Here is a 23687-nt window from a genome sequence, read left to right as displayed (position 1 = left end):
AATACCAAATTTAGGATGTTAAATGTTAATATTGGTACAGTTTTTCTGTATATTTTGTTAAAGTTTGTGTTTCTTAATTGTTATCTCGAATTCAATAGAATAGCTGCTTCTTTTGCAAAATATGTAGAAATCAAACTAGCTCCTGAACGTTTAATACACATCAACTGCTCCATCATAATGGCATCATTATCTAACCAGCCTCTTTCAGAAGCCGCTTTAATCATGGCATATTCTCCTGAAACATGATACACGGTTACCGGAACATGTACTGCATTTTTTACTTCTCTGACAATATCTAAATAAGCCATTCCCGGTTTTACCATAACCATATCAGCCCCTTCTTCTACATCCCAAAGTGCTTCTTTTATCGCCTCAATACGGTTAGCATAATCCATTTGATAGGTTTTCTTATCCTTTGGAACCTTAATCGTTGCTTCTTTTGGTGCGCTGTCTAAAGCATCACGAAACGGTCCGTAAAATGCGGAAGCATATTTTGCCGAATAACTCATGATTCCCACATTCTGGAAACCTGCTGCATCTAAACCTTCGCGTAAACGCAACACACGCCCGTCCATCATATCGCTCGGTGCTACAAAATCGGCACCGGCTTCGGCATGAGAGACTGCCATTTTTACTAAAGCATCCACCGTTTCATCATTAGCAATATCGCCGTCTTTAATAATTCCGTCGTGACCATAAATAGAATACGGATCTAAAGCCACATCGGGCATCACTACCATTTCAGGGCAAGCTGCTTTAATAGCTCTGATTGTATTTTGCATTAATCCATCCGGATTCCAAGCTTCTTTTCCGGTATTGTCTTTTAAGTCTTCGCTGACCTTTACATAAATATTGACTGCTCTAATTCCTAAAGCAAATAATTCTTTAACTTCTTCAACTGTTAAGTCGATTGATCTTCTATAAATTCCGGGCATTGACGGAATTTCAACTTTTACATTTTCGCCTTCGGCAACAAACATTGGAAACATAAAATCGCTCGGACTTAACGTTGTTTCTTGAACTAAACTGCGAATGCTTTTGTTTACTCTTAATCTTCTGCCTCTTTGTAATGGAAACATAATTCTTATATTTGGAACACAAAGTTAAAAAATATATAGGGTAAAATGCCTTTCAAAGAACTAAAGTTTTGTTATAATTGGAGAAGCTATCAAGACCGATTTTTAGTCCATTTTCAATCTCATATACAAGATAATCACTTACATGTAATTGCTCCTCCGGGTTCCGGAAAAACTATCTTAGGAATTGAATTAATGCGAAAAATAAATAAAAAGTCATTGGTTCTTTGTCCTACATTAACTATCCGAAATCAGTGGCATGATCGATTGCAAACTTTTTTTATGGATGGAAACTCATTTGACGAATTTTCCTTTGACATTTCTAACCCATCAAATGTGACGTTTTCTACCTATCAATCGCTTCATTCTTTTTATAAAAAATGTACATCAAAAGAAGAATATTTTAGTTTTTTTCAACAGCATCGTATTGAAGTTTTGATTTTAGATGAATGCCATCATCTCAAAAATGAATGGTGGAAATGTTTGTATGAACTTAAGGAAAAACATCAACAAACTGTTGTCGCTTTAACAGCTACGCCTCCTTATGATAGTGAAGCATTAGAAGTCAATAAGTATTTTAAATTATGCGGAGAAATTGATGATGAAATCGTGGTACCTGATCTTGTAAAAGAAGGTGATTTATGTCCTCATCAAGATTTTGTTTATTTTTCTGAACCCAGCAAAAAGGAAATTGAATTTATCATTGAGTACAGAATGAAGATTGCTGCTTTTTTTGATGCCATGAGCACAAATGAATCTTTAATCAATTTTCTGAAAAATCATCGTTTCTTAAAAGATACTCATAAAAACCTCAACGATATTTATGCTAATCCTGAATATCTTTCCTCAATTTTAATTTTTTTAAACCACTGTAAAATAACTCTTGATAAAAACTATTTCTACATTTTAGGATTTGAAAAAAATGAATCCGTTAAGATTCCTGATTTTGATCTTCCCTGGGCACAAATTTTATTACAAAATCTATTAATTAACGATCGTAAAAATCTAGAACAGCAAGAGCATTTACTTCAAACCACAGAACAAGAAGTGCGTAGAATACATGCTTTAGAAAACAACAGTGTTGATTTTGTGGGAACTAAAACGCTTTATCGCTCTTTATCAAATAGTATCAGCAAGTTAGAAAGTATACTTAGTATTTTAAAAAGTGAAAATACTAATTTAAAGTCGGATTTAAGAGCCGTTGTTTTGACAGATTATATCAAAAAAGAGTTTCTGGATATTGAAGAAACAGACAGACATAACATCAACCGATTAGGCGTAATTCCTATTTTTTATCGTCTTAAAAATGAATTACCTAAAAATAGTATAGCGGTGCTTTCCGGAAGTGTTGTTATCGTTCATAAATCGTTACAGCATTTTTTAGATGAAAGTATTCGTTTTTCTGTTTTAAAAACGGATGAAGATTATATCAGTCTCACAATTGGTAGTCATTCCGATAAAATTGTAAAAACAATTACGCAATTTTTTGAAGAAGGAAAAATCACAATTCTCATTGGCACAAAGTCTCTTTTAGGCGAAGGTTGGGATGCTCCTTCAATAAATACTTTAATATTAGCTTCTTTTGTCGGGTCTTTTGTATCTTCCAATCAAATGAGAGGAAGGGCTATACGAACAACAAAAAACAATTCCGATAAAACTGGAAACATTTGGCATTTAGTCTGTTTAGACCCTACTGACAATAAAGGCGGAAAAGATGTTGAAACATTAAAAAGGCGCTTTGATTCTTATGTTGGTATTTCAAATGATGATCATGCGTATATTGAAAGTGGTATCGATCGTTTAAATTTACCTTTCCGCTACGACAATTTTGATCTTGACGAATTCAACCGAAGAACATTATCATTATCTAATCAGAGAGCTCAAATGAAAAAAAAATGGTATAATGCCATTCGATTAGGTTCTTCTTTATCAAGAGAAATAAAGCAATATTATCCGGAAGAAAAGCCATTTCAACTAGAAAAAGAACAACGATTTAAGGATGTTGTTAAGTATTCTGTAGTAGAACTAACTGTTGCAATCTCTTTATTTTTACCTGAGTTTTTATTAAAAAATTTAAACGTTATAATAACAAAAGGATTACTTGCTTTTACCTATTCACTTTTAACCGCATTGGGATTAACTTTTGGCGTTAAATCTTATAAAGCAATTAGAGCTTATGTTCAATTCGGTTTTTTACACAAAGACATTAAAAAAATCAGTCAAGCTCTTTTAGATTCCATGTGCGAAATAGGGTTTATCAGCACAACTAAAAATAATATTTTTCTCAATTCATTTATTAATCCAAAAGGAGATGTTATTGTCTCCATTAAAGGAGTTGCTGATTTTGAAAGCGGTTTATTTATAAGAGCATTAGAGCAAATTTTAGCTCCTATTCAAAATCCACGTTATTTGGTTATAAAGACCAATTGGTTCCGAAAAAACTTTGAAGTTGAGAATTATTATTCTGTACCGGATATTCTTGGAGATAAAAAGAAAAATTGCCGGATTTTTGAGAAACATTGGCGACAAACTGTCGGTGAATCTCGCTTTTATTACACGCGTCATTTAGAAGGACGTAAATTACTTTTAAAAGCTAGAATGTTTCATATTAGTAATGTTTTTAAAGAAACTACGAAAAAAGCCGTTATCTGGAATTAGTCATATCATCTTTCTTCAAAAGTGTTAGAATTCTCTGAAAAATACTCCTATTTTTGTAGCTATGAAAAAAATAATCACGCTTTGTTTGTGCTTGCTATTAACCGGTTGTTTTCAAATCACAGAAAAGATCAACCACAATAGTGACCAAAGTGGCGATTATAGTTTAGTGGTTGATTTTTCAGATTCTTGGTTAAAGACTAAATCTGCTATTTTTTTGAAAGAAGTTGATGGTGTTAGTATTCCCAGCGAAGAAGAGATCAAAGAAAAACTGGCACAGTTCAGAAAGGATGCTTCAAAAATAAGCGGCATTTCAAAAGTAACAACGTCTTATGATTTTAGTAATTACATTTTCAAAATTCATTTTTCATATGCTACTGTCGAATCTCTAAATACAGTCTTAAACTCCATTGATAAAACGCACAAAGGCTTTACTCATTTTAAAAACTATAAAAATACTTTCGAGCGTATCGCCTCTTACCCTATTCCTGAAAATCTTATAGAAAAAGAAGACAAGAAGGAAGATCTTTTAAAAGCCAATATCATTGCTGTTTATACATTCGATGAAAATGTGGCTTCAGTCCAAAATACAAATGCCAAATTATCGAAAACTCAAAAAACGGTTTTCTTAAAACACACGGTTTGGGATGTTTTAAAAAACAACAAACTCATGAACAATACTATTCGTTTTACACCTTAATTTTATATGAAAAAGTTATTTTATTTAGTACTCGCACTTCCTATTATCGGTTTAAGCCAGACGAAAAAAGAGAATTACGATTATTTTGTGCAATTCAACACGTCTCAGTTTGCAAAAAAAGTAAATCTTGACAGTTTGTTTAATCATAAAGCTTTTAAAGAATTCAACAGAGAAAGTGCTGATTTAAAACTAAAAGATTTCGCTTCTTTTATTGATCAAAATAGAGCTATCAGCATACATGGAAATTTCACAGATAGCATTCCGTATTATCAGGTCACTATTCCTTTGGCAAAGGCAGATACTTTCGAAAAATTTATACAAAACAAAATTAACAAACAAGAAGATTCTATTCCTGATGTTATTCAAAAAAAGTCGGGATATCAAGTTCTTTCTTCAAAACATGACGACTTTACCATTGCTTGGAATGCCAGTCATCTAGTCATTTTTGAAGTATTGAAAACCTCGAATTATGATTCTTCATTATATGGTTATAGATATGACGATTATGACGATACTGTCGTTGTAGAAGAAGTTGAAGAATATAATGAGGAGTATAATGAAGCATACGAAGAAGGAGTTGTAGAGACCGTAGAGGTACTACCGCCAGCACCTACAGAACAAGAAATTGAAACTGCTAGTGAATGGGAACAAGAAGGTGAAGATCCTGTTATCGTTTATGACGGAAATTATTATTCGTCATTAGACGAAGAATACAGAAAAGAAGCTGAAGAAGCACGCAAGAAAAAACACGCAAAACAAGAAGCCATTATAGCACAACTATTCGAAAAGGGGTTTGTAGCGCCCACTTTTGGTAAAGTAAATTCAAAAGCAGATGTTTCTACATGGATTGATTATCAATCGGTTTATAGCAAAATGAGTAGTTTCTATTATCTTTTCAGAACATTTGCTCCAAGAGTTACAACTCCGACTCAATACACTATTGAAGGTATGGGTGCTGATTTCTTTTTTGAAAAAGGAAAAGCCAGAATGGAACAAACGGTTGAATATTCGCCGGATCTAGCGAAAATCATGAAAAAGGTTACCAACAGAAAACCTAATAAGAATGCTTTTAAACACTTCCCGAAAACTGAACCTTTAGCCTATTTAACATACCACATCAGTACGGCTGAAGTTTTAAAAAATTACCCTAAAGTTCTCGAACAAATGTTGGCCAATTTACCCATTGAGAAACAGGATACTGAAATCGTAACCGATTTAATCAGTACATTGATCGACGAAGAAGCTACTGCAACTTTATTTGATGGGGATTTCACTATTTTCTTCCACAATATGGAACAATACGAGTATACGTATACCGGAATAGAATATGATGATAATTATGAGCAAATAGAAGTTGAAAAAACAATCACTAAAAACAAACCTGTTTTTTCTGTAATATTCACTTCCACTCACCCAACTATAGGGCAAAAATTAATCAATCTTGGTGTACGTAAAAATCTTCTTTTTGAAGATAATGGTCATTATAGCATTAAAGGAACCGATGAATTAGGCGACATTGCTCTTATTAAAGATCAAGATGTTATTATTTTTACTAATGGATTAGATTATTTGACTACTAATTCTCAATCTGATTTTGCTAAAAAAGTGAAAAAGAATTTATCATCTAACTATTCTTCAGGAAATTTTGATATTAACCGCTTTGTAAAAAACTATTTGATGAGTGCAGATTTTGGAAAAGATACGGCATCTATCTTAAAACTTAGCAACCAATTCAAAAATATTCAGTTCAATGCTTCTAAAAAATTACATGGAAACACTATGAAAATAGAAGCTGAATTTAATGCTACTTCAACTGAAAAGAATATTATTATTCAAACTTTAGATTTAGTAGAATATCTGAAATAAAAAAGAGTAAAAGCAAAAAAGAGCCGTTTAAACGGCTCTTTTTTTATACCCAATCAATAGGAGTGGCTAATATTTTTAAAAGTTTTTCTTCTTCACTTCCTGCTTCCGGATGATGATTGTACACCCACTGAACATGCGGCGGTAAACTCATCAAGATACTTTCAATTCGTCCGTTGGTTTTTAAACCAAATAAAGTGCCTTTGTCGTGAACCAAATTGAATTCCACATAACGACCACGACGAATTTCCTGCCAAGTTCTGTTGGCTTCCGAATACGATAAATCTTTTCTTCGTTCAACTATTGGCAAATACGCTTCAAGAAAACTATTCCCAACTTCAGTTACAAAGTTGTACCAATCTTCCATTTTCATGTCTTCGCTTTCCTTTAAATAATCAAAGAACAATCCGCCTATTCCGCGTGCTTCGTTTCTGTGTGCATTCCAAAAATAGTCGTCACATTTCTTTTTGTACAAAGGATAAAACTCCGGATTGTGTTTATCGCAAGCCATTTTACACGTTTGGTGAAAATGCTGAGCGTCTTCCTCAAACAAGTAATAAGGTGTTAAATCTTGTCCGCCACCAAACCATTGGTTGATGATTTTGCCTTTTTCATCATACATTTCAAAGTAACGCCAATTGGCATGAACCGTTGGTACCATCGGACTTTTAGGATGAATCACCAAACTCAATCCACAAGCAAAGAAATCAGCTTCGCCCACACCAAACATTTTCTGCATGGTATCGGGTAATTTTCCGTGAACTGCCGAAATATTAACACCACCTTTTTCAAAAACAGCTCCGTTTTCAATAACACGCGTTCTTCCGCCACCGCCTTCCGGTCGCTCCCAAAGGTCTTCCTGAAATTTGGCTTTGCCGTCAATATCTTCTAATCCTTTACAGATTTGATCTTGTAATTGTTGTATGTAGGCGTAAAATTTATTTTTCATTTTTTAAATATTCGAAAACAAATTGAACTGCATCTTTTTCAGATTTAAAAAATTCAACATTTGTTCTATTTCCTTTTTCATCTATTGAATACCAAACATATAACCCTTCTAAATCTTCTCCTGTATCAGTTAAATATCTTTGATCTGGTATAAAAGTGTTTTTAATGTTATTATTTAGCATCCATTTTTCAAGTTCATTTATTGTTTCCATATTTTCTGTCAACTGAACACTGCGACTACTTACTTTTTATACTCCTTCACCGCTTCAATAAATGCTTTCGCATGATCTACAGGAATGTTTGGTAAAATTCCGTGACCTAAGTTTACGATGTAATTATCTTTTCCGAATTCGTCAATCATTTCGTGAACCATTTTCTTGATCGTCGGAATTGGCGACAACAAACGACTTGGATCAAAATTACCTTGTAATGTAATTTTTCCACCTGTTAAATAACGTGCATTTTTAGGCGAACAAGTCCAATCCACTCCTAATGCAGAAGCTTTTGATTTTGCCATGTCGTTTAATGCAAACCAACACCCTTTCCCGAAAACAATCACTTTAGTTTCAGGCGCTAATGCTTCCACAATTTGGTTAATGTATTGCCAAGAAAACTCCTGATAATCGGTTGGCGATAGCATGCCTCCCCAAGAGTCAAAAATTTGAACGGCATTCACTCCGTGTTTTACTTTTTCTTTTAAATAAGCAATAGTGGTATCGGTGATCTTTTGTAATAATAAATGTGCTGCAACCGGTTCTGAAAAGCAGAAACCTTTCGCTTTATCGTAACTTTTTGATCCTTTTCCTTCTACAGCATAACAAAAAATAGTCCATGGCGAACCTGCGAAACCAATCAGTGGCACTTCGTTATTCAACATTTCTTTTGTCATGTCGATCGCATCCATTACATAACCTAAACTTTCATTGATATCCGGAATACGAACTTGCTCCACATCTTTCAACGAACGAATAGGGTTTGGAATGATTGGTCCGATTCCGTCTTCTAATTCTACGTCAATTCCCATAGCTTGCGGAACTACTAAAATATCTGAAAATAAAATAGCGGCATCCGGTTTTACAATTCGAATAGGCTGCACGGTAATTTCTGAAGCTAGTTCCGGTGTTTTACAACGGGTAAAGAAATCATATTTTTCGCGTAATGCTCTAAATTCAGGTAAATATCTTCCTGCCTGACGCATCATCCAAACCGGCGGACGTTCTACCGTTTCGTTATTTAAGGCTTTTAAGAATAAATCGTTTTTTATCATCTTTTTAATGTATTGCCTCTTATTTTTAAGCAGGCACGTTTTATTTATAATATTTGATTACTGTTTCTATTACCGCTTCTACAGATGGCTGCGGGGCAACAATACAGTTTTCGGTTCTATCTTCTAAGGCTTTTGCTGTGGTTTTTCCAATGCAAAAACAGTCTTGTTCTTCTAATTGATTTTCTTTCAGAAAACTTTGTACTCCCGATGGACTGAAAAACAATATTGCATCGGTTTTTACATTTATTTTATAAGGCTTAATAACGGTTTCATAGACTTCAATTTCATTGAAAACAATTTTGTGTTCTACTAGTAATTGAGGCAACTCGTTTCGTCTTAAAGAACCGGAAAAAAACGTAAAACTTCTGTTGTTGTAATCTTTCACGATTAGCTTTCCTAATTCTCTTGCATTTTCGGCTTGTGCCAAAACTTTAAATTCTTTTTTCTTTAAAAATTTTCTAGTTTGCTTGCCTACACATAAACACTCTCTTCCTTTGATTACGGAAAGTTTCTTTTTGTTTTTCAAAACGCTTTTGACAGCATTTTTACTGGTAAACAATAATAGATCATAACATTTATCGAGTTGAAAGTGTTTGGGTCTTATTTTAATAAAACTTCTTTCCATGATTAAGAAACCCGCATCTTCCAGCCTGATCTTGTTCTTTTCAGAAAGCTTTTTTGTTGATAAAACCGTTTTCATTTATTTTCTAATCTCGTGCTCTTCTTGTCCTAAACAATAATGTTCGATGTCTTTGTTATTTCCATACACTACTAAAATATCGCCTGCTTGAATAATTGTTTCGGAACTTGGTCGGCCAATAGATTCTTTAATGATGTTCTTTTTACCAATTAAATTGCGTTTTTCTCTTTTGCGAATAATGGTAATCAATGTCAAATGATATTTATCCACAGTATCTAATTCTTCTACCGTTTTCTCAAAGAATTCAGGTTTAGCTAAGACTTCAGAAATAGTAAAATTATCGTCTAACTGGTAATTTTCAAGCGTTGATTTAAAGTTGATTTGCTTGGTTAAACGGTCAGCGCTATCTTGCTCAGGATGAATAATATTTTGAATTCCCATAGCCTCCAATACCGTATCGTGGATGGGTGATAATGCACGACTGATGATCTTTACATCACTCAATTTTTTGATAATTGCCGTTGTAATAATCGCAGCTCCTTCATTTTCTCCGATAGCTACTACTACTTTATCAGCATCTTTTAACGGAACCGCTTCATAAGCTAATTCGTTCGTTGAGTCCATACAAATAGCATGTGAAATTTTGTCTTTTACAAGATTTACTTTTTCCATGTTTTTGTCAATACCAATCACTTCATTTCCGGTTTCTGTCAAACTTAAAGACAACGACATACCGAAATTTCCTAGACCAAAAACAATGATTTTCATAGTTGTTCCGTATTAGTTAATCAAAATATTTTCTTTTGGATATTGATAAAACTGATGATTCATTTGACGAAGGATTCCTATCATCAAGTTCAACATACCAATTCTACCGATAAACATTACTGCAATAATTACATATTTACTTGGCTCTGATAGAGTAGATGTAAAGCCTAAACTCAATCCTACTGTACTATAAGCCGAAAAACATTCAAAAGCCACTGTAAGCAAAGGCGTTCCTTGAGGTTCCAAGATTAATAACGCCATAATAGCAATACCAATTACAATTAAGGAAATACATAAAATAGCAAAAGCGCGAGATGTAGATTCACTGGAAATTCTTCTTCCAAAAATCTGAATGCGTTCTTTTCCTTTGGCTATTGCTATAATATTTAAAGTTGCTAATGCAAATGTACTTGTTTTAATACCACCACCAGTTGATGCGGGCGATGCTCCTATCCACATTAAAAAAATTACAAAAAGCAACGATGGAACCGTCATTTGACTAAAGTCGATTACGTTAAAACCGGCAGTTCTTGGTGTAACGGAGTTAAACGCAGCCGTAGTTAATTTACCAAAGAAAGTTCGATGAATTTCCATTGTGTTATGATATTCTGTAATAAATAAGAATACCCAACCGGAAACCAATAAAAAAATAGTGGTATAGATAACTATTTTAGAATTTAAGGTGATTATTTTAATGTCTTTGTGAATTAATTTTCTATCACAAATCTCCGTGAAATATGTTTTAATATATTGATAAAAGTTGAATACAATATTGTGTCCTAAACCTCCAAAAACAATTAGTGTCATTACTACCCATTGCAAATAATAATTAAAACGAATGCTTTCATCATACAATCCAGACGATAGAATTGAAAATCCGGCATTACAAAAAGCCGAGATAGAGTGAAAAATGGAGAAAAACAATTTATTTTCAACTGCGGAAGTATTCAAAACAGAGGTGTAAATAAAAAAAGCACCTACGATTTCTACCGAAATTGTAAAGATAACTACATTTAACGCCGCTCTAAACACATCCTTTAATCCTTCATGTGCAATAAAATCCCGTGTATTTAATCCTTCTTTGAACGAAGAACTACCTCTAAAGAAGAAAGCAAAGAATGAGGTAAAAGTCAAAATCCCAATCCCTCCTAACTGTATCAACACTAAAATAATGGATTGTCCAACAATAGTAAAATCATTTGCTGTATCTACGACTGATAAGCCTGTCACACAAACGGCACTGGTTGCTGTAAACAAAGCATTTGTGAAAGTGATTCCATTAGTAGTTGCACTTGGAAGCATCATCAAAAAAGCACCTGTTAAGGCCAATATGATAAAACTCCCTACAAAGACAATCGCGGGATTAAAATAAATATCATAAATATGACGAACAAAAACCATTAAACGAAGGAGAAAATAGAAAATAAGTCCGCCTTCTAAAACCGGTTTTATTTTTTGAAGTACATAATGCGTGCTAAAATCGTTATTGCTTATCGCTAAAAAGCCTGAAACAACTAATAATGATGTTAAAATCACGATGTTAACCAAGGCGACTTTAATATTGCTTTTGTATTTGTACCGATAGAATTTAAAAATGTTGAAACCTAATAACCCAAAGGTTAATGTAATTAAAACAATGACATGAGGTGTATTGAAATTTTCTTCAAAATCATATCCAAAATCAAACACTATAAAAAGGAGAACAATAAGATCAAAAAATCGATATATATAATTGAGTAAAGATTCTCTTTCCATTTTTTAGTGCTCTAATTTACTTGGTCTTCAATACTTCTCGCAATTGTTGCATTAATTGATTTCCACCATTAGATAGAATCTCATTTGCACAATCTCCTCCAAAAGTATTATAATCGACAAAATTACAACTTTTTTCGATAAGATATTTTTCTTTACCATCTAATGAAAATAAAGAGCCTGTAAAATGAACTGTTTTGTCTTCTTTAATTTTTGCTAAAGCGCCAATAGGAGCCGTACAACCTCCTTCTAAAGTCTTTAAAAATTGTCTTTCAACATGCACACACACTGCGGTTGCTTCATCGTTTAAGTGTGAAGTTGCTTCAATTGCAAACGAATCGTTTTCAAGGGCTACCACTAGCATTGCTCCTTGTGCCGGAGCAGGAATCATCCAATCTAAGTCTATATAACTATCGGGTTTTAAGTTGATGCGTTCTAAGCCTGCTGCTGCAAAAATAGCTCCGTTCCAATCGTTGTCCTGCAATTTCTGCATACGCGTATTTACATTTCCGCGTAAATCTACTACTGTATGATTTGGGTAACGATGCAACCACTGCGCCTTTCTTCTCAAACTCCCGGTAGCAATAGTAACCGATTCATCAGTTAAATTAGGATTCCCCTTATGCACCAAAATATCAAAAACATTGGCCCTTTTCAAAACTGCAGTTTGAACAATTCCTTTAGGTAAACTTGTTGGCACATCTTTCATAGAATGCACAGCAATATCTACCTGACCAGCCAACATAGCAATGTCTAATGTTTTGGTGAAAATTCCGGTAATACCTAATTCGTACAAAGGTTTGTCTAAAATGATATCACCTTGTGATTTTACGGCAACAATTTCCGTTTTATAACCTAAATCGTTTAATTTTTTTTCAACTGTATGGGCTTGCCAAAGTGCTAATTCGCTATCTCGGGTTCCTATTCGTATCGTTTTCAAGGGAAAAATGTTATTGGTTGTCTAATTGAAAAACTTTCTCAATCCACTGAATGCTTTCATCAACCATAGTATCTTCATGCTTTAAATGATTAGCAAAATGCGTAGTGATTTTTTGAATAATGCGGTTACTGATAATTTCAGCTTGTTCCTCATTAAAGTTTTCCAACTTTTTACGTTGATAATTCAGCTCTGCTGTTTTAATGTCGGCCAATTTCTCTTTTAGCGAATGAATCGTTGGTGCAAATTTTCGAGCTTTTGTCCAAGCAGAAAATTCCTCAGCAACTTCAGTAATGATTCGTTCTGCGTCGGGAATATGTTGTCTTCTTTTTTCTAAAGTTTCATCGGTGATTTGCGACAAATGATCCATGTGAACCAATGTTACGCCTTCTATATCGCGAACATTTTCGTTTACATTTTTCGGAATTGACAAGTCTAAGATCAACAACGGTTTTTTCAAATTTAGAATAGCTGCATCAACGGTAGGATTTTGAGCTCCGGTTGCCACAACTAACACATCGGCTTTTTGAATTTCTACCTGTAAATCGGCATAATCTTTAACTACCAAATTGAATTTACCGGCAATTTGCTCGGCTTTCTCTTTGGTACGGTTAATTAAAACGATATGATCATTTTTCGTATGTTTTACTAAATTCTCGCAAGTGTTTCTCCCGATCTTTCCTGTACCAAAAAGCAAAATTCTTTTATCTCCGATATCAGGAATAGTATTCATGATATACTGAACGGAAGCAAAGGAAACAGAAGTAGCTCCTGAACTGATTTCGGTTTCGTTTTTAACTCTTTTGCTGGCTTGGATTACCGCATTAGTTAATCGCTCTAAATAAGAATTGGCTAAATTTTCTTTTTTACTTTCTACAAAACCTTGTTTGATTTGAGAAATAATTTCGAAATCGCCTAAAATTTGACTATCTAAACCTGTTCCGACTCTGAAAATATGCTCAACAGCTTCTTTGTTCTTATACACATAAGCTACTTGTTGAAAATCCTCAACAGAACCTTGGCTATTATCACAAAGTAATTTGATTAATTGAAAAGGATGTTGCGCAAAACCATAAATTTCTGTACGGTTACACGTAGATATAGTGACTAAACTGTCTATATGTTCGTTTTTTGCCTGTTGTAACAAATGACTTTTAGCTTTTTCATCCAAGCTAAATTTTCCTCTCATTTCGGCATCTGCCTTCTTATAACTAAGTCCTACAACGTAAAAGCTCAACGGCTTGTTTGTATTACTATGATCCATAATTTTTACTCTCACCTAAAAAGTATAGCAAATGTATGATTATGGTTTTTATAAAAATAACGCTAAAAGTACTTTTTGTATCGTTGCATGTTTTTTCGAATTAAAAATAGCATTCTATCAAACTTTATCATAAATTTGTAGTAAACACAATACTTTAGATAATCATAATATAGAATGATTCTAAATAAAAAGAATTCTGTTTCTATAACTAAAGTAATAAAAAAATGTCGCTATGAGTTCATTTGAAGAAATAAAAATAGAACAAGATTTGACTTTGTTGCGTTTTCAAAATGACACCGATGAAAAACAACATTTTGAAAAGCAGGTTAAAATAGGTTTTATTCAATTTCACTTTAATATTAAGGGAAAAGGGAAATTTATTTTTAACCAAGGTACTTATGCTCTGGATTTGAGAGAAGAAAAATCATTGTTACTTTACAATCCTCAAAAAGAATTGCCTTTACATTTAGAATTAGCACCAAAATCATGGGTTATATCGGTTCTCATCTCTATTAAAAAGTTTCACACTCTCTTTTCTTCTGATGCTGAAAAGATCCCTTTTTTGAGCGATGATAATCTTGAAAAAAAGTATTATGGAGAGGAAGATATTAGCCCTTCGATGGCAATTGTTTTAAATCAAATTTTTAATTACAATCAAAATTCGTCTTTAAAAACCCTTTATTTAAAAGGAAAATGTTATGAATTGATGAGTTTGTATTTCAATCAAAATGAAGATGCGAATGCAGAAAACTGCCCTTTCTTAATTGATGAAGAAAATGTTTTAAAAATTAAAAAGGCAAAAGAAATTGTCATTAGCCGATTAGCCGAACCACCCGGATTACAGGAACTAGCTGACGAAGTGGGATTATCGCTCAAAAAGTTAAAGGTTGGCTTTAAACAGATCTATGGTGATACTGTATTCAATTTTCTTTTCGATTATAAAATGGAAGTTGCTCGAAAAATGTTAGATTCAGGTTCTTACAATGTTAATGAAGTAGGTTTAAAAGTGGGGTATAGTACATCCAGTCACTTTATAGCTGCTTTTAAAAAGAAATATGGTGTTACTCCTAAGAAATATTTATTGAATTTGAGTTTGAATCCATAATTCACGATCTTACAAGCTCAAAAAGCAAAAAGAGGTTGCCTACATTAGACAACCTCTTTTCAACAAACACAAACACAATCTAACTACAACAATTCATATTCAAAAACCGGATGTCCTCTTTCCCCATCTTCATTCGTTAGAGCGAGGAATCTTAGTTTATAAATATTACCATCGTTATCTTTTACCACATAAAAACGATCATCTTTAATGCTTGGACTAGAAGTTTGACTACCACCATTTCTCCAGTTGCTTCCAATCATTCTCTGGTCTGTAGTAGAAGCCTCAAAATTGGCATTTACAACATTTGCCAGTGAAAAATTAGCATACGTACTTTCTATATCTGCAGCTTCTCCTACCACTTCATAAACTTGTGTTCCGCCATGAATATTAGATGTAATAAAGTCTGAGAAATAATAGGTGATTTGAGATGTACCATAAGGATAATAATTTGTGAATCCGGTAAAGTTAATATCCCATTCATTCTTTTTCGGTTCTACAGATACTTTTTGTCCGTTATCTAAACTTACAAATACAAAATTATAATCCGTATCTTTTGAAATCGTCACAGCTTGTGCCGTTGTAGCATCTAAATCAGCATATTGCAATACATAATTATTTCCTTGTTTCGTAATTCTGATCTTTTTCCATCCTCTGGCATCTCCGTCTAAATCGACTCCCGAAGCAGGAAGAACAGTTTCTACCTCATATCCCAGATTAACTAAGTATACTTTGTTATCTTCAGCATTATCTGATATTTCTGCAATAGCAGTTCCTTCTCCACTTCCTGCTCCTGTTAAAATACCTGTAGGATTATCTACATATCCTAAAGTTGCAAACGTAGAATATCCTACAGCAACTGATTCATCAACGGTTTGAACTTCTGTAATATCAGTTGTGTTCAACTGTTTTACAGCCATTTTAATTGAACCATTAATAATTACTCTGAAATCGCTTCCTGTCGAGAAACCTAGATCCCAGCTATCTCTTTGCTTCAAGTTTTCTGTATTTGAACTTAAATCAAAATAAACCTGATTGGGTTGATTAGGACCTCCTACTGTTGGCGCAACAACAGCCTGTTCAACAGGTCCTGTAGTGTCGTCACTTCCATTGTTTCCATTATTTGTTGCATCATCATCACTTGAACAAGATCCTAAGAATAGCGTGATCATTGATAAAATAAAAATACTTTTTTTCATAATTACTATAATTTGAGTATGTTAAAAATTAAGATTATACGTTAGTTTTATAAAATAGCTTCGTCCATAAGCCAACAACATTTGAGAAGATTGAGCATGAGCTACTCCTTGATTTAGATTGGACTGGTTAACGCTTTTAATATTGAACAGATTTCTAGCTCCTATCGTAGCTTCTATTTTCTTTTTCCAGAAAAGCTTTCTTGCAGAAACATCTAGCCAGCTATAAGGTTCTATGTCAGAAAGCACATATCCATCGCCGCTTTCGGCATATATTTGTGTTTTTCCGGTATATTTATAGTATGCCGAAAAAGTTGTTTCCCATTTTGGAATGGTATAAGAAATGCTGTTATTAATATTAAAATTGTATAGATATTTATCGTCTGTAGCAGCATATTCCAAATTATCGATCAAACGTGAAATTCCTGTTAGAGAAAACCCTAAACTAAAATTCCAATTTCCATATTTGAGTTGATTGGTTAGTGAAAAATTAATACTGTTGTACTTACTGATATTAATATATTCATACATAGGTGTAGCTCCTTGATTGCCTATATAAGCCTGAGTAATTCTGTCGCTAACATCTGTAAAGCTGACCATTAAACTATTGGAAAGCGTTACATTATTTTTAAAAGAAGTCTGTTTTTTAATACTCGCTTCATAAGAAGTACTTTTTTCCGGAGTTAAGTTTTCATTCCCTACAAAATAATGACCGTCAAATATATTACGACTATACAATTCCTCGAAAGTTGGTGTTCTAAATGACTTTCCGAAAGAAATTCTGGTTTCAAAATTTTTAGGAAGTAAATATCTTGTACCTAAAGATAACGCGTACTGATTCTCAAACAGAGATTGTATGGAATACCTACCTCCGGGACGTATTGAAAATTTATCATTGATCTTAATCTCAGAAACAGCGAAGAAATCAATATTATCTATTTCTTTACGAACTGCTTCTTCCGTTTGATTTTCACCGCTAACTATAGAAAATCCATTATTCTTTACTGCTTCATATCCTAGTTGCAGATCAAATTTTTTCTCTTTAAAGAAATTACTCAGCGTTCCTATGGAATAAAAAACTTCCATAGATTGATCTTTTTGCTTTTCATTATTCGATTCCAGATCATACGTAATATTATAGTTAAACGTTTCTACTTCTCTTTTTTGATACTGATGAGAAAGTGAAACATTATAATTCAATTGTGAGAATAACTTCCCTACAACATTCAAATGATGATAAAATCTATCGGTAAAATAACGTTCATCATCTGCTCCTTTGTAACTACCATATTCCGAATTAAATAAAGATTGTACTGAAGAATCATAAAAATCAATTTTTTCTTTTAGAATCTCAAATTTGTAGAAAGCTCTAAAATTATTTTTCTTATACGAAAGTAACGCATTACCTTGCCACTGTTCTTTAGGCAACCAAGTATAGCCTCTTGTTCCATCATTAAAACTATAGTTTTTACCTTGCTCGTCTCCTAAATATCCTTGAAAATCATTATGATTTCCTCCTACCGATACAAACCAATTCTCATTTATATTATGAGCTATTTTTAAATTCTGAATGTGTTTTCCTTCATCAAAAAAAGCGAATTCATTTCCAACCGTTTCTTCCTGAGTTGTCGCCGAAATATTCCATTTATATTCTGATGATTTTTTAGTTATAATATTTAAGATCCCTGAAACCGCATTGGCTCCATGAGTAACTCCCATAGAACCTTCAATGATTTCAATCTGTTCAATATCATTTAAGTTGATTTGAGATAAATCGGTATTATTTCCTAAACCTCCCTCATTAACTAAGGGAACGTTGTCTACCAAAACTTTAAAATATCCTGCATCTAAACCAAACATGGAAACTGTAGATCGCCCACTGCTACTGCTGGGGCGAACAGTTATATTCAAGTATTGGTTTAATACATCTCCTAGTGTATTTGCTGCTAAATTCTTAATATCTGCTGCAGTAATTACTCTTACATTATGAATTGATTTTTTCAATGATTGCGGTTCAAACTGAGCCGTTACAACAACCTCTTTCAATCCGTTAACGGCTACTGAATCTTTGTTTTTCTCTTGAGCTCCTGCGCTGAATAAACCTGCAAAAAGTAAGTATATGGAAAATTTGTTTTTCATTATTTATAATAAATCCTAATTAAAATAATTTTGACAAATGTATGTATTATTTTTATTTATTCTAAATTAATTTAATACTTTTGTTGAAATTTAAACTCTAATTGATATGAAAAAAACTGTTTTTATACTTCTATGTTTACTCTCTTACAGCCTTTATTCAAAAGATAACACACAAAGAATCATAAGTTTAAGCGGAGCCGTAACCGAAATTATCTGTGAACTAGGCTTTCAAAAAAATATTGTTGCTACTGATGTTACCAGTACATATCCTGAAAATTTAAACGTTAAAAACTTGGGGCACGTTCGAAACCTGTCTGTTGAATCCGTTTTAGCATTAAAGCCAACTTTAGTTTTAGGAACTGAAAAAGACATAAACCCTAATCTGATTGCACAATTAAAGTCTGCGGGAATAAAAACGGTTTTCTATACACAAGAGTTTTCAGTTGAGGGAACCAGAAAACTGATTGAAGACGTTGCTAAAACGCTTCATGCTAAAAACTATGCTTCGCTACAAAAAAAGATCGATCAAGATATTTCAAAAGCAAAAAAAATAGCTGCTCCAAAAGTGCTATTTATATACGCAAGAGGTGCCGGAACTTTAATGGTTGCCGGAAAAAACACTCCTATGGAAAAAATCATTGCTTTATCGGGTGGAATAAATGCGGTTAACGGCTTTGAAAATTTTAAACCTTTAACACCTGAAGCGCTTCTAAATGCTAATCCTGATTATATTTTGCTTTTTTCAAGCGGACTGGAAAGTTTAGGCGGGATAGAAGGTGCTTTGAAAATTGATGGTATAAACAAGACTAAGGCGGGAAAAAATAAAAAAATCATTGCCATGGACGGGGCTCTTCTTTCCGGTTTTGGTCCAAGACTTGGAGAAGCTATTCTACAATTAAATACTTTGTTAGGAGGAAATGGAAAATAGAAAATATCTTTTTTTATCAGCACTTATTATTCTACTCATTCTACTGACAGTCATTTCTATGTTTGTAGGTGTTTATGAATTTGAGATGCCTTATACTTCCATTCTAAAAAATACTTTTTTCGACAAAAATTTAATTCCTGAGACCGATTTTTATATCCTTTATGAATTGCGACTGCCGAGAATTGTCATGGCAGTTTTGGTCGGAAGCGCTTTAGCTGTGGCAGGAGCTTCTTTACAAGGAATGTTTAAAAATCCTTTGGCAACACCTGATCTTATCGGAATAACTTCCGGAGCCTCTTTTTTTGCCGCAATTTCCATTGTTCTAGGAAGTTACATTAAGGATGTTTTGCCTGATGTTTTTCATTTTTCATTGATTAGTATCATGGCTTTTATCGGTTCTGTGATTACTATGATTTCTGTTTATAAAATTGCTACCATAAACGGAAAAACCAATGTAGTTATGATGTTATTGACCGGGGTAGCTATTACTGCTTTAGGATTTGCCTTTACCGGTTTTATGATCTATTTATCTGAAGATGACGAATTGCGAGATCTAACCTTTTGGAACATGGGAAGTCTGGCAGCTTCAAATTGGACAAAGATTACAATATTAGCTTCGGTCATAGTAATATCTTATTTCTTCTTACTTGGAAAAGGAAAAGCGCTTAATGCCATGATGCTGGGAGAAAATGATGCTGCCCATTTAGGCATTCCTGTTGAGAAGATAAAAAAACAAATCATTTGGTTTTCCTCTTTGTTAGTAGGAACATCTGTTGCTTTTTGCGGCACTATTGGTTTTGTTGGTTTGATTATTCCTTATATCATAAGACAGCTATTCAAATCCAATTATCAAATCATATTGCCTTTTTCTGCTATAGCCGGAGGTGTTTTATTATTAGGCGCCGACACCTTAAGCAGAACTATTGCAGCGCCTTCAGAAATACCTATCGGTATCCTAACAGCCATAATGGGAGCTCCTGTATTTGTTGCTATTCTGATTAAAAATAAAAAAGCGTTATAACATGTTAGAAACTGAAAAATTATCCTATAACATAAAAAAGCGCAATCTGCTTCAAAACATAAATATTAAAGCAGAGCAGGGCAAATTAATTGCTATTGTGGGACCAAATGGCGCAGGAAAGTCTACTTTACTGAGTCTATTGTCTCATGAAATACAAACAAAAAACAACACCATTTTATTCAAAAAAAAGGAATTAGATAATTGGAATTCAAGTGAATTACCAAAACATAAGTCTAAATTTTCACAGCATTACCATCATGATATACCATTACTTGTGGAAGATGTTGTATTGATGGGACGTTATCCTTATTTCAATACAAAACCTTCTGTACAGGATGAGGAAATTGTATTAAAAAAACTGAAAGAATTGGGCATAGAGCATTTGGCTAAAAGAGATTATGGGCAATTATCGGGTGGAGAAAAACAACGCGTTCATTTGGCAAGAGTATTGGCTCAACTTGAGAATTCCATCGAACATAAGCTGGCTTTTTTCGACGAACCCTTAAACAATTTAGATATTATGCACCAACATAGCATAATGAAAAATATAAAAAACTTTACAAAGTCGGGTAACACTGCGATGGTAGTACTTCACGATTTGAATATTACCGCGGAATATGCCGATCATATTGTATTAATGAAAAACGGGCAAATTGTAAAACAAGGAATACCAGAAGATGTCTTTAATCATGAAATTATTTCTAAAGTTTATAATTTTCCGTGTACCGTATGCAAAAATCCGGTTAATAACAATCCGCTAATATTATTTGGAATCTAAAATTTTTAAACACTTATATAATGAATACAGCCGAAACATCACTAAAAGAAAAATGGGAAGAATTAAAAGCAAATAATCCTTCTTTAAGAATACGAAATGCAGCACTTGAACTAGGTGTAAGTGAAGCAGAATTACTAGCTACTAAAATAGGTGATACCGTTACAAGGCTACGTCCCGAGTTTGCACAGATATTACAAGAAATAGAATCATTAGGGAAAGTAATGGCTTTGACTCGCAATGAAGAGTGTGTGCATGAAAGAAAAGGAATTTATTTGAATCCCGATTTCAGTAGTCCTCATGCCTCTTTATTTGTTGGAGAAGACATTGATCTGCGTATTTTTCTTTCTGCATGGGCTAAAGCATATGGTGTAATTGAAAACACAGAACATGGTCTTCGTAAAAGTTTACAATTTTTCGGAAAAGACGGTTTAGCTATCCACAAAATCTATTTGACTCCAAAAAGCAATGAGGATGCTTTTGATGCCTTAATTGAAAAATACAAAAGTGACCACCAAGAAGCCATAGAAACTGTAGAAACTGTGGTTGTTAACTTGGAAGAGAAACCCGATGCAGAAATTAATGTTCCTGATTTTCAAAAAGAATGGGAGACCTTGAAAGACACTCATGATTTCTTTGGATTATTAAGAAAGTACGGAATCACCAGAACTCAAGCTATGCGATTGGCTCCAAGTCAATATTATGCGAAACCGGTTCATAAAGATAAAATTACATCCATGTTGGAAACAGTTGCTGAAAAACAAATTCCTATTATGGTATTTGTCGGAAATCGAGGCAACATTCAAATTCACACGGGTGAAATCAAAAGAACATTATGGCACGGAGACTGGTTTAATGTTATGGATCCCGATTTTAATCTGCATTTAGACATGAGTAAAATTGCTCAAACATGGATTGTGAGAAAACCAACAGAAGACGGTATTGTTACTTCTATTGAAGTTTTTAACGAAATGGGCGATATCATTGTTCAATTCTTTGGAAAAAGAAAGCCGGGTCTTCCTGAAATAAAAGAATGGCAGGAAGTTGTGGCTGGTTTATAAGTTTAACCATAAATAAAAAAGCGAGAAAAATTTCTCGCTTTTTGTTTATTGCTCCGGTGCAATTTACGCTCCCAAAAAAATAATTTTTTAAAATTTTGGTCTTTCTATAATTTCGTATACAAAGTTTTGCTATTCGTCCCAAAAAAGCAAATTCTTTTGTAAACTATTTTATTTTTGCAAAAACCTTAATCATGAAACAAAAATATTTTTTTTCTTTTTTTATGCTTTTTTATTTTGTCTTAACTATTGGTCAAAATAATGCTATGCAAATTACTAATGATGATTATTTTAGTTGTAACCGAAGATTTTATAATACTTATTACGACTTAGACAGCAGTAATTTCACTATTGAATATGATTTTTATCTAAATTCCCTAACAACTTATAATGGTAGATTTACTGCATTTCAATATAATAGTTCATCAACAGTTGCCAAACCTATTCATTTTTATATTAATAATTTGGGAGAGTCCAACTTACTTTTAGGAAATGGTTCAACAGAAGAATCGGTTCCCGAAATGCCTTCTTTTAATGATCAACAATGGTATCATATTGCGATGGTAGTAACCAATACCGCAACCAAAAATGTTAAATTGTATGTCAATGGGGTGGCTACAGTTGATTATGACTTTACTGCTACTTTAGATGGATTTGACACACAAACATTTTTACATCTTGGAGCAACTAATCTCACTTCAGCTTCTAATACCGGTAATGCAAAATTTGATAATTTGCGAATTTGGTCTACGGCACGAACTGCAACAGAAATACTAGATAATTATGCTAGTTGTTTGAGTGGAAATGAAACAGGACTAGTAGGCTATTTTAATTTTGATGGATTTAATGGTAGATTCGTAAAGAACTTAGCTATTAATTCGAATCCAATTAATGTTTCTGTTTCAAGCACCTACATTTCATACGTCCCAGGAAGTGGCTGTACTGTAACACCATTATACGCTCCAATAACTGTTACGGGAACATATCCTGGAATCTATTATTATGTGGGACAATATAATGGGAAACCTTATTACAAAACTGATAATTTAGAGATTAACTGTAGTGACAGTAATACTCAAGCAAAATGTCAATCTAATCCGCATATCTCAAAAATTATATGGGAAAACAATCAATGGGAATTACAAGGAGAACACTGTGTATGGGAACTTGGCGAATCATGTGTGACATATTTTAATGTAATTAGCTATAATACAGATGAACCAGCCGCCATTAATACCGCTGATACTGCTTTTCCTCCATGTAGCGGGTGGTCTTTTACTAACTCCGGTGAAAACGGCACATTCTCATCTGATGATTGCACAGCATTATCAATTTCAAATCTTGAATTTGAAAAAAATATTTTGGTCTATCCTAACCCTACAAAAGATTACTTAAATATTGATGCAAAAGAAACTATTTCTATTGAACTTATCAACCTTTTAGGCGAAGTGATTAGTACAAAATCTAACTTTGACGGCTTTCATAAAATAGATGTTTCTTATTTAAACAGTGGAATTTATTTTTTAAAAGCTACTAACCAAAGTGGTAAAAATAAAAGCTTTAAAATAATTAAAGATTGATAGATATGAACAAAAAAG

At 33.3% G+C, this 23687-nt stretch carries 20 protein-coding genes; 9 read left to right on the top strand and 11 right to left on the bottom strand.

Features of this window, described 5'->3' with window-relative positions; translation table 11 throughout:
- Window positions 1–80: 80 nt before the first annotated feature.
- Window positions 81–1079, bottom strand: a complete 999-nt coding sequence (gene hemB / locus ACUSJC_RS07010) for a porphobilinogen synthase (protein WP_449268847.1) — start codon at window positions 1077–1079, stop codon at window positions 81–83.
- A gap of 45 nt (window positions 1080–1124) precedes the next feature.
- Here hemB and ACUSJC_RS07005 point away from each other — a divergent pair, with 45 nt between their 5' ends.
- The 3 genes from ACUSJC_RS07005 to ACUSJC_RS06995 all read left to right on the top strand — a co-directional run bounded on the left by ACUSJC_RS07005 (window position 1125) and on the right by ACUSJC_RS06995 (window position 6297).
- The gene (locus ACUSJC_RS07005) at window positions 1125–3734 is read left to right on the top strand and encodes a DEAD/DEAH box helicase family protein (RefSeq protein ID WP_449268846.1); all 2610 of its coding nucleotides are present in this window, start codon (window positions 1125–1127) and stop codon (window positions 3732–3734) included.
- 61 nt (window positions 3735–3795) lie between these two features.
- Complete coding sequence (locus ACUSJC_RS07000) at window positions 3796–4431, top strand: hypothetical protein (RefSeq protein WP_449268845.1); 636 nt, start codon at window positions 3796–3798, stop codon at window positions 4429–4431.
- A gap of 6 nt (window positions 4432–4437) precedes the next feature.
- Window positions 4438–6297 (top strand): hypothetical protein, encoded by a 1860-nt coding sequence (locus ACUSJC_RS06995; RefSeq protein WP_449268844.1) that lies wholly within the window; start codon window positions 4438–4440, stop codon window positions 6295–6297.
- A 43-nt stretch (window positions 6298–6340) separates the two neighbouring features.
- On the opposite strand, the gene hemF is transcribed toward ACUSJC_RS06995, so the two are convergent.
- From hemF to hemA, 8 genes are read right to left on the bottom strand one after another with little or no spacing between them, the layout of a single operon-like run.
- Window positions 6341–7243 (bottom strand): oxygen-dependent coproporphyrinogen oxidase, encoded by a 903-nt coding sequence (hemF, locus tag ACUSJC_RS06990; RefSeq protein WP_449268843.1) that lies wholly within the window; start codon window positions 7241–7243, stop codon window positions 6341–6343.
- The gene (locus ACUSJC_RS06985) at window positions 7233–7454 is read right to left on the bottom strand and encodes a hypothetical protein (protein ID WP_449268842.1); all 222 of its coding nucleotides are present in this window, start codon (window positions 7452–7454) and stop codon (window positions 7233–7235) included. The genes hemF and ACUSJC_RS06985 overlap by 11 nt, the downstream gene beginning before the upstream one ends.
- Window positions 7455–7483: 29 nt before the next feature.
- On the bottom strand, window positions 7484–8509 hold the full coding sequence (hemE, locus tag ACUSJC_RS06980; RefSeq protein WP_449268841.1) for a uroporphyrinogen decarboxylase: 1026 nt from the start codon (window positions 8507–8509) through the stop codon (window positions 7484–7486).
- A 40-nt stretch (window positions 8510–8549) separates the two neighbouring features.
- The gene (locus tag ACUSJC_RS06975; RefSeq protein ID WP_449268840.1) at window positions 8550–9209 is read right to left on the bottom strand and encodes a uroporphyrinogen-III synthase; all 660 of its coding nucleotides are present in this window, start codon (window positions 9207–9209) and stop codon (window positions 8550–8552) included.
- Window positions 9210–9917 (bottom strand): potassium channel family protein, encoded by a 708-nt coding sequence (locus tag ACUSJC_RS06970; RefSeq protein ID WP_449268839.1) that lies wholly within the window; start codon window positions 9915–9917, stop codon window positions 9210–9212.
- A gap of 12 nt (window positions 9918–9929) precedes the next feature.
- Window positions 9930–11672 carry a TrkH family potassium uptake protein gene (locus ACUSJC_RS06965; protein ID WP_449268838.1) on the bottom strand — a complete coding sequence of 581 codons (1743 nt, stop codon included), beginning with the start codon at window positions 11670–11672 and terminating at the stop codon, window positions 9930–9932.
- Between the two features lie 16 nt (window positions 11673–11688).
- Entirely contained in the window at window positions 11689–12609 is a 921-nt protein-coding gene (hemC, locus tag ACUSJC_RS06960) for a hydroxymethylbilane synthase (protein ID WP_449268837.1), read from the bottom strand.
- A gap of 10 nt (window positions 12610–12619) precedes the next feature.
- The gene (gene hemA, locus ACUSJC_RS06955; RefSeq protein ID WP_449268836.1) at window positions 12620–13870 is read right to left on the bottom strand and encodes a glutamyl-tRNA reductase; all 1251 of its coding nucleotides are present in this window, start codon (window positions 13868–13870) and stop codon (window positions 12620–12622) included.
- 232 nt (window positions 13871–14102) lie between these two features.
- Here hemA and ACUSJC_RS06950 point away from each other — a divergent pair, with 232 nt between their 5' ends.
- Complete coding sequence (locus ACUSJC_RS06950) at window positions 14103–14975, top strand: helix-turn-helix transcriptional regulator (protein ID WP_449268835.1); 873 nt, start codon at window positions 14103–14105, stop codon at window positions 14973–14975.
- A gap of 83 nt (window positions 14976–15058) precedes the next feature.
- On the opposite strand, the gene ACUSJC_RS06945 is transcribed toward ACUSJC_RS06950, so the two are convergent.
- Window positions 15059–16171 (bottom strand): HmuY family protein, encoded by a 1113-nt coding sequence (locus ACUSJC_RS06945; RefSeq protein ID WP_449268834.1) that lies wholly within the window; start codon window positions 16169–16171, stop codon window positions 15059–15061.
- Window positions 16172–16192: 21 nt separating this feature from the next.
- Entirely contained in the window at window positions 16193–18307 is a 2115-nt protein-coding gene (locus tag ACUSJC_RS06940) for a TonB-dependent receptor plug domain-containing protein (RefSeq protein WP_449268833.1), read from the bottom strand.
- 106 nt (window positions 18308–18413) lie between these two features.
- Between ACUSJC_RS06940 and ACUSJC_RS06935 the strand changes: the two genes are divergently transcribed.
- The 5 genes from ACUSJC_RS06935 to ACUSJC_RS06915 all read left to right on the top strand — a co-directional run bounded on the left by ACUSJC_RS06935 (window position 18414) and on the right by ACUSJC_RS06915 (window position 23669).
- Window positions 18414–19235, top strand: coding sequence for a heme/hemin ABC transporter substrate-binding protein (locus ACUSJC_RS06935; RefSeq protein ID WP_449268832.1), 822 nt, complete (start codon window positions 18414–18416; stop codon window positions 19233–19235).
- Window positions 19225–20256 carry a FecCD family ABC transporter permease gene (locus tag ACUSJC_RS06930; RefSeq protein ID WP_449268831.1) on the top strand — a complete coding sequence of 344 codons (1032 nt, stop codon included), beginning with the start codon at window positions 19225–19227 and terminating at the stop codon, window positions 20254–20256. The genes ACUSJC_RS06935 and ACUSJC_RS06930 overlap by 11 nt, the downstream gene beginning before the upstream one ends.
- A gap of 1 nt (window position 20257) precedes the next feature.
- On the top strand, window positions 20258–21034 hold the full coding sequence (locus ACUSJC_RS06925; protein WP_449268830.1) for a heme ABC transporter ATP-binding protein: 777 nt from the start codon (window positions 20258–20260) through the stop codon (window positions 21032–21034).
- A 20-nt stretch (window positions 21035–21054) separates the two neighbouring features.
- Window positions 21055–22092 (top strand): hemin-degrading factor, encoded by a 1038-nt coding sequence (locus ACUSJC_RS06920; RefSeq protein ID WP_449268829.1) that lies wholly within the window; start codon window positions 21055–21057, stop codon window positions 22090–22092.
- Between the two features lie 191 nt (window positions 22093–22283).
- Window positions 22284–23669, top strand: a complete 1386-nt coding sequence (locus ACUSJC_RS06915; RefSeq protein ID WP_449268828.1) for a LamG-like jellyroll fold domain-containing protein — start codon at window positions 22284–22286, stop codon at window positions 23667–23669.
- Window positions 23670–23687: the final 18 nt, after the last annotated feature.

This window comes from Flavobacterium sp. U410 (assembly GCF_053570605.1).
Note: the sequence above shows the minus strand (reverse complement) of the source record. Positions and strands in the feature narration are given on the sequence as shown.